Source organism: Mycobacterium sp. IDUB_19 (genome assembly GCF_055419445.1).
This window is the reverse complement of sequence record NZ_JBVAXR010000024.1, coordinates 23401-36828: the sequence shown is the minus strand read 5'-3', so window position 1 is coordinate 36828 and position 13428 is coordinate 23401. Positions and strand designations below refer to the sequence as shown.

Genomic DNA, 13428 nt, shown 5'->3' with positions numbered 1-13428 from the left:
GGCCTAAATTGGCAATTGAAATGGGTGGACCTGCATCAACAGGCTGTGCCATCGTCGTGTTAGCGCACCAGTGAAGCTGCCGCCTGAAGGCGGTACGGCTTAACAAATGTTGACCCGTAACCCGTAAGGAGTAAGCCCAATGTCTGTCGTTGGCACCCCGAAGAGCGCCGAGCAGATCCAACACGACTGGGACACCAACCCCCGTTGGAAGGACACCAGCCGCACCTACACCGCCCAGGATGTCGTGGCCCTGCAGGGCAGCGTTGTCGAGGAGCACACCCTGGCCCGCCGCGGCGCCGAGGTGCTGTGGGAGCAGCTGCACGACCTGGAGTACATCAACGCTCTGGGCGCCCTGACCGGCAACATGGCCGTGCAGCAGGTGCGCGCCGGCCTGAAGGCCATCTACCTGTCCGGTTGGCAGGTCGCCGGTGACGCCAACCTGTCCGGCCACACCTACCCCGACCAGAGCCTGTACCCGGCCAACTCGGTGCCGCAGGTCATCCGTCGCATCAACAACGCGCTGCTGCGCGCCGACGAGATCGCCAAGGTCGAGGGTGACCGGTCGGTGGAGAACTGGCTGGCGCCGATCGTCGCCGACGGCGAGGCCGGCTTCGGTGGCGCTCTCAATGTGTACGAGCTTCAGAAGGCGATGATCGCCGCAGGCGTCGCGGGGTCGCACTGGGAAGATCAGCTCGCTTCGGAGAAGAAATGCGGTCACCTCGGTGGCAAGGTGCTGATCCCGACTCAGCAGCACATCCGCACCCTGACCTCGGCGCGTCTGGCCGCCGACGTCGCCGGTGTGCCGACGGTCGTGATCGCCCGCACCGACGCCGAGGCTGCCACGTTGATCACCTCGGACGTCGACGAGCGCGACCAGCCGTTCATCACCGGTGACCGGACCAAGGAAGGCTTCTACCGCGTCCGCAACGGCCTCGAGCCCTGCATCGCGCGGGCCAAGGCCTACGCGCCGTATTCCGACCTGATCTGGATGGAGACCGGGACCCCGGACCTCGAGCTCGCGGCCAAGTTCGCCGAGGGCGTCAAGTCCGAGTTCCCCGACCAGATGCTGGCCTACAACTGCTCGCCTTCCTTCAACTGGCGCAAGCACCTGGACGACTCGACCATCGCGAAGTTCCAAAAAGAGCTTGGCGCAATGGGATTCAAGTTCCAGTTCATTACGCTGGCCGGCTTCCACGCGCTGAACTACTCGATGTTCGATCTGGCCTACGGCTACGCCCGCAACCAGATGAGCGCCTACGTCGAGCTGCAGGAGCGCGAGTTCGCCGCCGAAGAGCGTGGCTACACCGCGACCAAGCACCAACGCGAGGTCGGTGCCGGTTACTTCGACCGCATCGCCACCACGGTGGACCCGACGTCGTCGACCACCGCGCTGACCGGCTCCACCGAAGAGGGACAGTTTCACTGAGGACGAGCGGGCGTAAGCCCGCGAGGACGATGTGAAACCGACGGCTGGAGTCACTGAGGACGAGCGGGCGTAAGCCCGCGAGGACGATGTGAAACCGACGGCTGGAGTCACTGAGGACGAGCGGGTGTGAGCCCGCGAGGACGACGTGAAACCGACGGCTGAAGTCACTGAGCCCAGCTGCGCAACTCGCGGCTGAAGTAGCATAGGCCCCGCCCGGCGATCCTGGGCGGGGCCTATTGCGGTGTAAGACAATACGACTGGAGAGAAACGCAGTGAGCGACAAAGGGATTCAGCGGGTTGGGGTCGTCGGGGCCGGCCAGATGGGGTCCGGAATCGCCGAAGTCTCGGTCCGCGCCGGCGTCGCCGTCACGGTGTACGAGACCACCGAGGCGCTGATCACGGCGGGCCGGAACCGGATAGTGAAGTCGCTGGAGCGTGGCGTCAGCGCGGGCAAGGTAACTGAGCGGGAGCGTGACCGCGCCCTGAGCCAGCTCACCTTCACGACCAACCTCAAGGACCTTGGCGACCGCCAGTTGGTGATCGAGGCGATCATCGAGGACGAGGCCGTCAAGGCCGAGGTCTTCGCGAAACTCGACGAGGTGATCACCGATCCCGACGCGGTGCTCGCGTCGAACACCTCGAGCATTCCGATCATGAAGATCGCTGCGGCCACCAAGAACCCCCAGCGGGTGTTGGGCCTGCACTTCTTCAACCCGGTGCCGGTGCTGCCGCTGGTCGAACTCGTCAGCACGCTGGTCACCGACGAAGCCGCGGCCGCTCGTACCGAGGATTTTGCCAGCGCGGTGCTGGGCAAGCAGGTGGTGCGCTGTTCCGACCGATCCGGATTCGTGGTGAACGCCCTCTTGGTGCCCTATCTGCTGTCGGCCATCCGGATGGTGGAGGCGGGATTCGCCACCGTCGAGGACGTGGATAAGGCGGTCGTTGCCGGCCTGTCGCACCCGATGGGCCCGCTGCGGCTGTCGGATCTTGTTGGCTTGGACACACTGAAACTGATCGCCGACAAGATGTACGAGGAATTCAAGGAGCCGCACTACGGTCCGCCGCCGCTGCTGCTCCGGATGGTGGAGGCGGGCATGTTGGGCAAGAAATCAGGTCAGGGCTTCTACGCGTACTGAGCCAGATTGCAAATCTTTTCCCGACCTGCGCATTGACATAGTGAGAGGCATGTGAACACGTCGGGTATCATTTTCGCGGTCACCAAAGCGAGAGGTATCTATTTTTCATGACGCAGCTCAGGCCGTATTACGAAGAGTCGCAGTCCATCTACGACGTCTCTGACGAGTTTTTCGCATTGTTCCTGGACCCGACGATGGGTTACACGTGCGCTTATTTCGAGCGCGACGACATGACACTCGAAGAAGCGTCGAATGCCAAATTTGACCTGGCGCTGGGCAAGCTGAACCTCGAGCCCGGGATGACGTTGCTCGACATCGGCTGCGGCTGGGGCGGCGCGCTGCAACGGGCGGTCGAGAAGTTCGACGTCAACGTCATCGGAATCACGCTGAGCCGCAACCAGTTTGAGTACAGCAAGGCCAGGCTGGCCAAGATCCCCACCGACCGCACGGTCGAGGTGCGGCTGCAGGGCTGGGAGGAATTCGAGGACCGGGTCGACCGGATCGTCACCATCGGCGCATTCGAAGCGTTCAAGATGGAGCGTTACGCCGCGTTCTTCGACCGTTCTTACAACGTCCTTCCGGACGACGGCCGAATGTTACTGCACACGATTTTGACGTATCAATGGCAACAGATGCCCGCACTCGGCATCAAGCTCACGATGCGCGACATCCGATTCGCGCGATTCATCGGCACGGAGATTTTCCCGGGCGGACAGTTGCCGGCGCAGGAAGATATTTTCAAATTCAGCCAGGACGCCGGCTTCTCAGTCGAAAGAGTGCAGTTGCTGCGCGAGCACTATGCACGAACGCTGAAAATCTGGGCCGCCAATCTCGAGGCCAACAAAGACAAGGCCATCGCCATCCAGTCCGAAGAGGTCTATGACCGCTACATGCACTACTTGACCGGGTGCGAGGATTTCTTCATCAAGGGCATCAGCAACGTGGGGCAGTTCACCCTCGTGAAGTAGGGCGCGAACATAACAGGCGGGCCGGGCTTTTTGTCCGGCCCGCTTTCGTTTACTTCTCCAGCGTGAACTGGTCGACGTCGGTGTAGCCCTGGCGGAACAGGTTCGCGCAACCGGTCAGGTACTTCATGTAGCGGTCGTACACCTTCTGCGACTGGATCGCGATGGCCTTGTCCCTGTTGGCCTCCAGCGCGGCGGCCCACATGTCCAGGGTCCGCGCGTAGTGCAGCTGCAAGGACTGGGTCCGGGTGAGCTTAAAGCCGGCACCGCAGGCGTGCTCTTCCACCAACGCCGCCGTGGGCAGCCAGCCGCCGGGGAAAATCTCGGCCAGGATGAACTGCGTGAAGTGAACGACCTCGTGGGTCAACGGCAGCCCCTTGGCCCTGGCTTCCTTGAATGCGGGGCGCACGATGGTGTGCAGCATCATCACGCCGTCGGCCGGCAGCACCGAATACGCCATCTCGAAGAAGGGAGCCCATCGCGCGCGGCCGAAGTGCTCGAATGCGCCGATCGAAACGATCCGGTCGACCGGCTCGTCGAACTTCTCCCAGCCTTCCAGCAACACTCGACGGGTGCGCTTGGTCTCCAGCTGATCGAACGATTTCTGAACGTGCTCGGCCTGGTTCTCCGACAACGTCAGGCCCACGACGTTGACGTCGTATTTCTCGATGGCCCGCCGCAGGGTGGCACCCCAGCCGCAGCCGACGTCCAGCAGCGTCATCCCGGGCTCGAGGCGCAACTTGGACAGCGACAAGTCGATCTTGGCGAGCTGCGCCTCTTCCAGGGTCATGTCCTCGCGCTCGAAGAACGCGCAGCTGTAGGTCTGGGACGGGTCCAGAAAGAGCCGGAAGAAGTCGTCAGACAGGTCGTAGTGCGCCTGTACGTTGCCGAAATGCGGCGTGAGCTGCACGGACATAACGAAAGGAGCCTTTCTTTATCCCGGAGGGGGACGAATTGGGGAGGGCGCCCATCGCCTCCGGCGCATGCCCTCTGCATGCTATCGGGGTTCAACCGGTACAGGTCGTGTACGCGGTCGAGTCATAGGGTCACACGAGACGGGTGTGTTGCACAAAACGAGCGGCACGCCAGCGGCGGTTTAGGGCTCTCGTGGCGGCACGATCGGCGACGGATGCGGTTCCTCGCGGAACTTCTCCAGTGAGCCGCCGACTTCGACAATTCCGCACAGTGCATTCCAGCTGAGCATGGTCAGGTAGTCGATCAGTTCGTCCCTGGTCATCCGCGGGTTCGACATCCACGAGTGAGTGGCCAATTGCACACCGCCGACGATCAGGTAGGACCACGGCTCCGCGCCGCCGGTGTCCATCCCGGCCTGCTCCATGCGGCGGCGCAGCATCACGGCGATCATGCGGGCGATGATTCGCTCGGAGTCGGCGATCACCTTGCTCTTGCTGGCCGAGCTGTTCGCCATCACGAACCGGTAGGGCTCGGGTTCGTTCGCCACGGTGTCGACGTAGACGCGGATAACCGCGCGGGTCAGGTCGATGCCATCGAGATTGGAGGACAGCGCCGCGGCCATGTTCGGAATCAGCGTGGTCTGCGCGATCCGGCGCATCACGGCGGTCGTCAGGTCGTTCTTGTCGACGAAGTAGCGGTACAGAACCGTCTTGGACACGCCGATCTCCGCGGCGATCTCGTCCATGCTCAGGTAGCGGCCGAGCCGGCGAATGGCGTCGATCGTCCCGTCAACCAGCTCATTGCGGCGCTCCACCTTGTGCTGATGCCAGCGGCGCTTACGACCGTCCGTCTTAACGATTACAGCCGGGATTTGCTCTGTCACTGTCGACGATTCCATTCCCTAGACGCCCCCGATAGTACGGCGTTGGGGAGTCGTTTCGGCGGATCGGACGCCTCAGGAAGGGCCTTTAGCAACCGTGTAGTAACACTAACTGGCCCGCGCGATACATGATGGTGGGGTGGTACACAGAGCCTCACCAGGAGCCGAGGCATCCGGCTCGGCCGCCGCGCGGCCGCAGCCAACCATGCCGTCTGCCCCGGCTGCGCGGCCCCACACCTCCCTCGCCGAATCATTCGCTGGAGCCGATCCGGAGGCGGACGCGCAGCGGCGGGTAGGTCTGCGCCGGATGAAATTGGTGGCACTGAGTTTCTTGGTGGGGGCTACCGGCGTGTTCCTGGCCTGCCGATGGGCGCAGGCGCACGGCAGCATGGGCGCCTGGGTCGGCTATGTCGGCGCGGCCGCCGAGGCCGGCATGGTGGGCGCGCTCGCGGACTGGTTCGCGGTGACCGCGCTGTTCAAGCACCCCCTGGGCATACCGATCCCGCACACCGCGATCATCAAGCGGAAGAAGGACCAGCTCGGCGAGGGCCTGGGAACCTTTGTGCGGGAGAACTTCCTGTCGCCGGCGGTGGTGGAGACGAAGCTGCGCGACGCCCAGGTGCCCGGTCGGCTCGGCAAGTGGCTCTCGGAGAGGGTGCACGCCGAGCGGGTGGCGGGCGAGGCCGCGACGGTGCTCCGCGTGCTCGTCGAGCTGCTGCGTGACGAGGACGTCCAGCAGGTGATCGACCGGATGATCGTGCGGCGTATCGCCGAACCTCAGTGGGGCCCGCCGGTGGGCCGGGTGCTGGCGACGCTGCTCGCCGAGCACCGACAGGAAGCCCTCATCCAGCTGCTCGCCGACCGGGCCTTTCAGTGGTCGTTGAACGCGGGCGAGATCATCCAGCGCGTGGTCGAGCGTGACTCACCGACCTGGTCGCCACGATTCGTCGACCATCTCGTCGGCGACCGCATCCACCGCGAACTGATGGACTTCACCGACAAGGTGCGGCGCAACCCGGACCACGAATTGCGCCGTTCGGCGACCCGCTTCCTGTTCGAATTCGCCGACGATCTGCAGCACGACCCGGACACCATCGCGCGCGCCGACACGATCAAAGAGCAGCTGATGGCGCGCGACGAGATCGCCAACGCGGCCGCGACGGCGTGGAAGACGCTGAAGCGGTTGGTGCTCGAGGGCGTCGATGATCCGTCCAGTGCGTTGCGCACCCGCATCGCGGACACCGTGGTTCGCATCGGGGAGTCCCTGCGCGACGACGTCGAGCTGCGCGACAAGGTCGACAGTTGGATCGTGCGGGCTGCGCAGCATCTGGTCTCGCAGTACGGGATCGAGATCACCGCGATCATCACCGACACGATCGAGCGCTGGGATGCCGAGGAGGCGAGTCGGCGGATCGAACTGCACGTGGGCCGTGACCTGCAATTCATTCGGATCAACGGCACCGTCGTCGGGTCGCTGGCGGGACTGGCGATCTACGCGATAGCACAGCTGTTTTTCTAGGGGTGCTAACTACTGCTTGCAAATGCAAGCACATGTCCGTAGGCTCGGTACCTGACCAGGTCGGCCATCGGACCCAAGGAGCTCGCAATGCCACCGGAGGAGACGCTCTCGGCCAAGGTGTCGACTGCGGCTTCCGACATTGGCAGCTTCATCAGAAGCCAGCGTGAGCTCGCCCAGGTCTCGGTGCGACAACTCGCCGAACTGGCCGGTGTCAGTAATCCCTACCTGAGCCAGGTCGAGCGTGGACTGCGCAAACCCTCTGCCGACGTGCTCAGTCAAATCGCCAAAGCGCTACGGGTCTCCGCCGAAGTCCTCTACGTGCGGGCCGGGATTCTCGAGCCAAGCGATAAGAGCCAGGTGCGCGACGCGCTCATCACCGACACGGCGATCACGGAGCGTCAGAAGCAAATTCTGCTCGACATCTACGCCTCATTTGCCCAGCAAAACGAACCGATCCATGAGGAGGGTCCGCCCGAACCCGATAGCCACGAGTGAAGTAGCCCGGCCGGGCCCGCTCAGCTGCGAAATCGCCTGAGTTCGAGTTGGTGACGTATATCCCAACGGCCGCCGGGTTACCCAGAAGGGAAGTGACTGACTGATTCCCCGCTGTAGTGCCCGCGCCCAAACCACTCGATCGTCAACCCGACCCGACCAACCAGGAGGTTTCCCGGCAAGCCGCGTGCCATGTCAATCCGCGGGTCTTGACTACTCCTCGGCAGGGGAGCCGACGCTTGCCCCGACTTCCAAAACCACACACCAAACGTTGAGAACTACAACCAACCATGAAAGGAAACACCATGGCTGAAAACACGAACATCGAAGAATTACGGGCGCCGTTGCTGGCGGCCTTGGGTGCAGCAGACCTGGCCCTGGCCACCGTGAACGAGCTCATCTCCGGCCTGCGTGACCGGGCCGAAGACACCCGCACCGACACCCGCAGCCGGGTCGAGGAGAGCCGCGCTCGCATTGCCAAGCTGCAGGAGGACCTGCCCGAGCAGTTCACCGAGCTGCGCGAGCGTTTCACCCCCGAGGAGCTGCGTAAGGCTGCCGAGGGCTACCTGGACGCCGCGACCAACCGCTACAACGAGCTGGTCGAGCGGGGCGAGGCCGCGCTGCAGCGGCTGCGCAGCCAGCGGCCGTTCGAGGAGACCACGGCTCGCGCCGAGGGCTACGTCGACCAGGCCGTCGAGCTGACCCAGGAGGCGCTGGGCACCGTGGCCACGCAGACTCGCGCGGTCGGTGAGCGTGCGGCCAAGCTGGTCGGCATCGAGCTGCCCAAAAAGGCCGAGTCGGCCGGCAAGGCAGTGGCGAAGAAGGCCCCGGCCAAGAAGGCTCCCGCGAAGAAGGCCCCGGCCAAGAAGGCTCCGGCCAAGAAGAGCGCGGCCAAGAAGGTCACCCAGAAGTAGTTCGGATTCCGGGTTGCCCTTCGGGGCAACTCGGATTCGACGTTTACGACGCTGCCCGCATACCCTTAAGTCGTGAGCCACCTCGTGGGTACCGTCATGTTGGTCTTGCAGATCGGCATCCTGGTGATGTCGGTGTATGCGTTCGTACACGCGGCGATGCAGCGGCCCGACGCCTACACCGCCGCGGAAAAGCTGACCAAGCCGGTGTGGCTGGTGATCCTGGGCCTAGCCGTTGCGCTGACGTCCATCCTGAGCTTCGTGTTCGGCGTGCTCGGCATGGCGATTGCGGCCTGCGCGGCCGGCGTGTATCTGGTCGATGTGCGGCCCAAACTCCTGGAAATTCAGGGTAAGTCGCGCTGACGTAATGAAGGCCCTGCTGGCCGCGCCTGCGGCGGCGGTTGTCGCCCTGCTGGGCTCATTCCCGGAAACGGCGTACGCAGATCCTGGCGCCGAGGCGCCAAATCCGGTGTACTCCCCGCCGTTTGTCGATCACACCGCATGGGTGCAGTGGGGAAGGCTGACCAGCCTGCGGGTCTTTCCCACGCCATCCGGGCGGCTGGCCTCCCGAGAACCCGGCACGGCAGGTGCGGCCGACGAGGCCTGGTCCGAGGTGCTGACGATGGCAGCGGACGCCGACACCCCCGGCATGCGTGCGCAATTCATCTGCCATTGGCAATTCGCCGAAATGGCGCAACCCGGCAAGATCAGCTGGAACCTCGAGCCGTGGCGACCCGTCGTCGACGACGCCGAGATGTTCGCCTCCGGCTGCAATCCCGGCGGTCCCGAAGAACCGTTCTCGTGACGCTGAATCGAGAGCAGCTGGCGGCGCTCGTGGACCACACCTTGCTCAAACCCGAGGCCACCCACGCTGATGTCGTCGCGCTGCTGGCGGAAGCCGCCGACCTGGGTGTCTATGCGGTGTGCGTATCTCCGTCGATGGTGGAGGTCGCCGTGGCGGCCGGAAGCGTGCGGGTTGCGACGGTGGCGGGCTTCCCGTCGGGCAAGCACGTGTCGGCGGTCAAGGCGCAGGAGGCCGCCCACGCGGTGGAATCCGGTGCGAGCGAAGTCGACATGGTCATCGACGTGGGCGCCGCGTTGGCCGGAGAGCTGGGCGCGGTGCGCTCCGACATCGCCGCGGTGCGTGCCGCGGTCCCCGAAGCCGTGCTGAAGGTGATCGTGGAATCGGCTGTGCTGTTGGGTGATTCGGATGGGCGCACGCTGACCGAGGTCTGTCGCGTTGCCGAGGCGGCCGGCGCCGACTTCGTCAAAACCTCGACCGGGTTTCACCCCGCGGGCGGGGCATCGGTGCGCGCGGTCGCGCTGATGGCCGAGACCGTCGGCGGTCGACTCGGGGTCAAAGCCAGCGGCGGAATCCGCACCGCCGCCGACGCGCTCGCGATGGTGGACGCCGGTGCGACCAGGCTCGGCCTATCCGGCACCCGGGCGGTCCTCGACGGACTCGGCTAGAACCCGGCGCCTAGATGTTGGCGAAGCAGGAGTCGTTGTTGTTGCCGGCGGGAATGGTGGCGTTCTGCGTCGAGAAGTGGCTCGTCACGCCGGTAGACGTCACCTGCACGCTGTCCGCGTGGATACCCAGCGGGTAGTTGCCGGTGAGGTTCGCGGTGTACGCGTCGAGCGTCGACTGCACGCTCTCTCTCGGCATGGTGAAGCCGAGCGCGTTGAAGCTCTGAATCTGCAGCCGAATCCCGTTGCCGGACACCACCGGCTTGGTCGTGATGTCGTCGAGCATGCCCTTCAGCTCGATGGTGCCGTCCGCGGGATGGGTGATCACGCTGTTGGTGACGAACGGGCCCAGCACCGGTATCGCGTTCTGCACCGACTGCTTGATGCCGTCACTCGTCCAGGTGATGGTCGCGTCGAGGGAACCGATGGTCCCCTTGGACGACTCGGTCCTGTTCAGCTTGACGTCGTTGATGCCGATGTCGATCTTCATGCCCCTGGCATCGCGGATCTGGTTGCCCGCCGTCGACACCGAGATGTTGGTGAAATGCTGCGTCGCGAGCTGCCACAACAGCAGCGGCGCCACCCCGAACGACGCCGTGGCCTGATCCTTGACCTCGCACGCCACCGCCTCGGCCACCTTGGTGTCGGCCACGTGCCGGGCGTACAGCTCGCCGCCGATCAGACCCGCGACGACCAGCGAAACCACGATGATGCCGATCAGGACGATGGACAGCGGGTCGCGAAGTCGTTTCTTCTTCGCCGGTGCCGGCTCTTCGCCGGGCGTGGCAATCCGCTCTGTCGGACCTGCCGGCGAGGGCGGTGGGTAGCCGGCCTGCTGGGTGTCCGCGCCGGCCGGGTAGTGCGCCTGCGTCGCGGTGTTCGGGGGCGGGGCCGCATCGCCGGCGCCCAACCCCTCGGTGGGGCCTTCAGCGGAGGTAGGCCCGAACGGACCCTGATCCCCGGGACGAGCCCACGACGACGGGCCCTCGTTCGGTGGTCCTTGCGGGTTCGTCACCCGACCGATTCTGCCCTATCCCTACGAGCAAAGTCGGACTGGTTGCGGAGCACCGCGATGCTGTCCCGGGCCTTCGCGACCTTGTCGATGTCGATGTCGGCAACCACCAGTTGCGGGTTTGCGCCGGCCGAGGCGACCACCTCGCCCAGCGGTGACGCCACCAGGCTGCCGCCGACCCCCATCGGCGCACCGGAGGCAGATCCCGAGCCGTCCAGGGTGTCACCGGGATCGGCCTGACCGGCCGCGGCGACGTAGCTCATCGAGTCCAGGGCACGTGCGCGGGCCAGTAACGTCCACTGCTCGAGTTTTCCGGGGCCCGAGCCCCAGGACGCGCAGACGGCGATGAGCTGGGCCCCGCGCCGGGCGAGCTCGGTGTAGAGCTCGGGAAAGCGGATGTCGTAGCAAACGCTCAGGCCCACCCCCACCCCATCGACCGTGATCACCACCGGTTCCCGGCCGGGCGCGACGGTACGCGACTCGGTAAAGCCGAACGCGTCGTAGAGGTGGATCTTGTCGTAATGGGTGTCCGGCCGGTTGGGAGTGCCCGGACCGGCCGCGATCAGCGTGTTCGACACTCGTCCGTCGCCGGCCGGGGTGAACATTCCGGCGATCACCGTGATGCCGGAGTCGGTCGCGATCCGCCGGACACCGTCCGCCCACGGCCCGTCGACGGGCTCGGCGATTGGTCCCAGCGGGACGCCGAATCGGCACATGGTCGCTTCGGGAAACACCACCAAGGTCGCGCCGGCGTCGGCGGCCCGGGCGGTGTAATCGCGCACCTGCTGCAGATTCGCCGCCGGATCGCTGCCACTGAGCAGTTGCGCCAACGCGATTCGCATGGCCGCCAGCTTAGGCCCGGTGACGATGCGCTCCGCTTGCGGAGCGAGGAGGAGGCGGGCAGTTCAGCTTAGGCCCGGTGACGATGCGCTCCGCTTGCGGAGCGAGGAGGAGGCGGGCAGTTCAGCTTAGGCCCGGTGACGATGCGCTCCGCTTGCGGAGCGAGGAGGAGGCGGGCAGTTCAGCTTAGGAGCGAATCACACGTTGTTGGTGATCCACTCGGTGGTGAACCGTTGTTCTCTGCTCACCAGCTCGGCCAGATGAGTGCCGATGATCTTCTCGACCTTGCCGCCGATGAGGGGGATCCGGACATGGATGGTGACCCGGAACGTCAGGCGCGCGCCGCCGCGAGAAATCGGCGACAGCTCGGCGGTGCCCGACACGTTCACCGGAGTGTCCACGATCGAGCCCTTGATGGACGCCATCGCGGTGCCGTCGGTGACCGGTCCCCACACTTCTTCGCGTTTGAAATAGAGATCGCCGCGGTGCAGCTGGGTGACCATGGCCGGCAGGTTGTGGCTGCGCAGTTCCTGCAGCGTCACCACTTCGATGGTGCCGTCGCCCCCGGAGTCACCACCGACCAGGATCGATTCCAGCCTCGCCTCGTCGACCGGAAGGTCGGCCAGCCGCGCCAGCCAGTAGTCCGCCTCACCGAACGCGCGATGAAGCTTTTCGACGCTGTCCGCATAGTCGGCGGACAAGTCGAATGAGCGGGGCATAGCTGGTCAGGCTACCGTTACGGGCCATGAAAGCCAGCGATGCCGGATCGCGCTTCGCTGGTGCGCGCGTCGCCGAGGCGGTGCCGTTGGCGCCGCTGACCACATTGCGGGTGGGTCCGGTCGCGAGACGCCTGATCACCTGCACCAGCAGCGAACAAGTCGTCGCTGTGCTGGCCGAGCTGGATTCCGCGAGCGGCGGGCCGGTGCTGGTGTTCGCCGGCGGCTCCAACCTGGTGATTGCCGACGACCTGACCGACCTGACGGCGGTGCAGTTGGCCACTCGCGGGATCACCGTCGACGGCAACCTGGTGCGCGCCGAGGCCGGCGCCGTGTGGGACGACGTCGTGCTCGCGTCCATCGAGCACGGGCTGGGCGGGCTGGAATGCCTGTCCGGCATCCCGGGCTCGGCCGGCGCCACCCCGGTGCAGAATGTCGGAGCCTACGGCGCAGAGGTATCCGACACCATTACCCGCGTCCGGGTGCTGGATCGCGGCAGCGGCGCGGCGCGCTGGATACCCGGCGGCGAGCTGGGGTTCGGTTACCGCACCAGCATGTTCAAGCGGGCCGGCGCGCAACAGGTCCCCGCGGTCGTGCTGGAAGTGGAGTTCGCGCTGGACGACTCGGGCCGCAGTGCGCCCTTGCGCTATGGCGAGCTCACGACGGCGCTGAATGCGGCCAATGGTGAGCGTGCCGAACCGGGGGCGGTTCGCGAGGCGGTGCTGGCCCTGCGGGCCCGCAAGGGCATGGTGCTCGACGCGGCCGACTACGACACCTGGAGTGTGGGTTCGTTCTTCACCAACCCGGTTGTCGCGCCGGAGGTGTACGAATCGCTGGCCGGCCGGACCGACGGTTCGGTGCCGAATTATCCGGCGCCCGACGGCGTCAAGTTGGCCGCCGGCTGGCTGGTGGAGCACGCGGGCTTCGGCAAGGGCTACCCGGACGATCCGTCCGCACCGTGCCGGCTGTCCACCAAGCATGCGCTTGCTCTGACCAACCGCGGCAACGCGTCCACCGCGGACGTGATGGCGCTCGCGCGAGCCGTCCGCGACGGGGTCCGCGACGTGTTTGGCATCACACTGGAACCCGAACCTGTCCTGCTGGGCTGCGGGCTATAGCTGTGAATTTGGTCTGGCTGTACGCTTTCCC

15 protein-coding genes are annotated in these 13428 nt (G+C 65.5%); 10 read left to right on the top strand and 5 right to left on the bottom strand.

Going from position 1 to position 13428, the window contains the following annotated elements; genetic code table 11:
- The first annotated feature begins 139 nt into the window (after positions 1-139).
- The 3 genes from aceA (at position 140) to ACZY0B_RS18615 (ending at position 3530) form a co-directional block, all read left to right on the top strand.
- Positions 140-1426 (top strand): isocitrate lyase, encoded by a 1287-nt coding sequence (gene aceA, locus ACZY0B_RS18625; protein ID WP_463765680.1) that lies wholly within the window; start codon positions 140-142, stop codon positions 1424-1426.
- 272 nt (positions 1427-1698) lie between these two features.
- A complete protein-coding gene (locus ACZY0B_RS18620; protein ID WP_463765679.1) occupies positions 1699-2562 on the top strand; it encodes a 3-hydroxybutyryl-CoA dehydrogenase in 864 nt (287 codons plus the stop codon).
- A 107-nt stretch (positions 2563-2669) separates the two neighbouring features.
- The gene (locus ACZY0B_RS18615) at positions 2670-3530 is read left to right on the top strand and encodes a cyclopropane mycolic acid synthase family methyltransferase (RefSeq protein WP_463765678.1); all 861 of its coding nucleotides are present in this window, start codon (positions 2670-2672) and stop codon (positions 3528-3530) included.
- A gap of 49 nt (positions 3531-3579) precedes the next feature.
- Here the strand turns inward: ACZY0B_RS18615 and pcaA are convergent, their stop codons facing one another.
- Both pcaA and ACZY0B_RS18605 read right to left on the bottom strand, forming a co-directional pair.
- Positions 3580-4443 carry a cyclopropane mycolic acid synthase PcaA gene (pcaA, locus tag ACZY0B_RS18610; protein WP_463765677.1) on the bottom strand — a complete coding sequence of 288 codons (864 nt, stop codon included), beginning with the start codon at positions 4441-4443 and terminating at the stop codon, positions 3580-3582.
- 180 nt (positions 4444-4623) lie between these two features.
- Positions 4624-5325: a TetR/AcrR family transcriptional regulator gene (locus ACZY0B_RS18605; RefSeq protein ID WP_463765676.1), complete on the bottom strand. Its 702-nt coding sequence runs from the start codon at positions 5323-5325 to the stop codon at positions 4624-4626.
- Positions 5326-5527: 202 nt separating this feature from the next.
- On the opposite strand from ACZY0B_RS18605, the gene ACZY0B_RS18600 reads away from it, so the two are divergent.
- The 6 genes from ACZY0B_RS18600 (at position 5528) to deoC (ending at position 9714) form a co-directional block, all read left to right on the top strand.
- Positions 5528-6841: a DUF445 domain-containing protein gene (locus tag ACZY0B_RS18600; protein WP_463765675.1), complete on the top strand. Its 1314-nt coding sequence runs from the start codon at positions 5528-5530 to the stop codon at positions 6839-6841.
- Between the two features lie 87 nt (positions 6842-6928).
- Positions 6929-7336, top strand: coding sequence for a helix-turn-helix domain-containing protein (locus ACZY0B_RS18595; protein ID WP_463765674.1), 408 nt, complete (start codon positions 6929-6931; stop codon positions 7334-7336).
- A 302-nt stretch (positions 7337-7638) separates the two neighbouring features.
- Positions 7639-8247 carry a heparin-binding hemagglutinin gene (locus ACZY0B_RS18590; RefSeq protein ID WP_463765673.1) on the top strand — a complete coding sequence of 203 codons (609 nt, stop codon included), beginning with the start codon at positions 7639-7641 and terminating at the stop codon, positions 8245-8247.
- A gap of 72 nt (positions 8248-8319) precedes the next feature.
- Positions 8320-8607 carry a DUF2516 family protein gene (locus tag ACZY0B_RS18585; RefSeq protein WP_463765672.1) on the top strand — a complete coding sequence of 96 codons (288 nt, stop codon included), beginning with the start codon at positions 8320-8322 and terminating at the stop codon, positions 8605-8607.
- Between the two features lie 4 nt (positions 8608-8611).
- Complete coding sequence (locus ACZY0B_RS18580; RefSeq protein ID WP_463765671.1) at positions 8612-9049, top strand: DUF2599 domain-containing protein; 438 nt, start codon at positions 8612-8614, stop codon at positions 9047-9049.
- A complete protein-coding gene (gene deoC, locus ACZY0B_RS18575) occupies positions 9046-9714 on the top strand; it encodes a deoxyribose-phosphate aldolase (RefSeq protein WP_463765670.1) in 669 nt (222 codons plus the stop codon). The genes ACZY0B_RS18580 and deoC overlap by 4 nt, the downstream gene beginning before the upstream one ends.
- A 10-nt stretch (positions 9715-9724) precedes the next feature.
- Here deoC and ACZY0B_RS18570 read toward each other — a convergent pair whose 3' ends face one another.
- From ACZY0B_RS18570 to ACZY0B_RS18560, 3 genes are all read right to left on the bottom strand, one after another.
- Entirely contained in the window at positions 9725-10726 is a 1002-nt protein-coding gene (locus ACZY0B_RS18570) for an LmeA family phospholipid-binding protein (RefSeq protein ID WP_463765669.1), read from the bottom strand.
- Complete coding sequence (locus ACZY0B_RS18565) at positions 10723-11565, bottom strand: carbon-nitrogen hydrolase family protein (protein WP_463765668.1); 843 nt, start codon at positions 11563-11565, stop codon at positions 10723-10725. The genes ACZY0B_RS18570 and ACZY0B_RS18565 overlap by 4 nt, the downstream gene beginning before the upstream one ends.
- A 195-nt stretch (positions 11566-11760) precedes the next feature.
- The gene (locus ACZY0B_RS18560) at positions 11761-12282 is read right to left on the bottom strand and encodes a DUF2505 domain-containing protein (protein WP_463765667.1); all 522 of its coding nucleotides are present in this window, start codon (positions 12280-12282) and stop codon (positions 11761-11763) included.
- 26 nt (positions 12283-12308) lie between these two features.
- On the opposite strand from ACZY0B_RS18560, the gene ACZY0B_RS18555 reads away from it, so the two are divergent.
- Entirely contained in the window at positions 12309-13397 is a 1089-nt protein-coding gene (locus ACZY0B_RS18555) for a UDP-N-acetylmuramate dehydrogenase (protein WP_463765666.1), read from the top strand.
- Positions 13398-13428 lie beyond the last annotated feature (31 nt).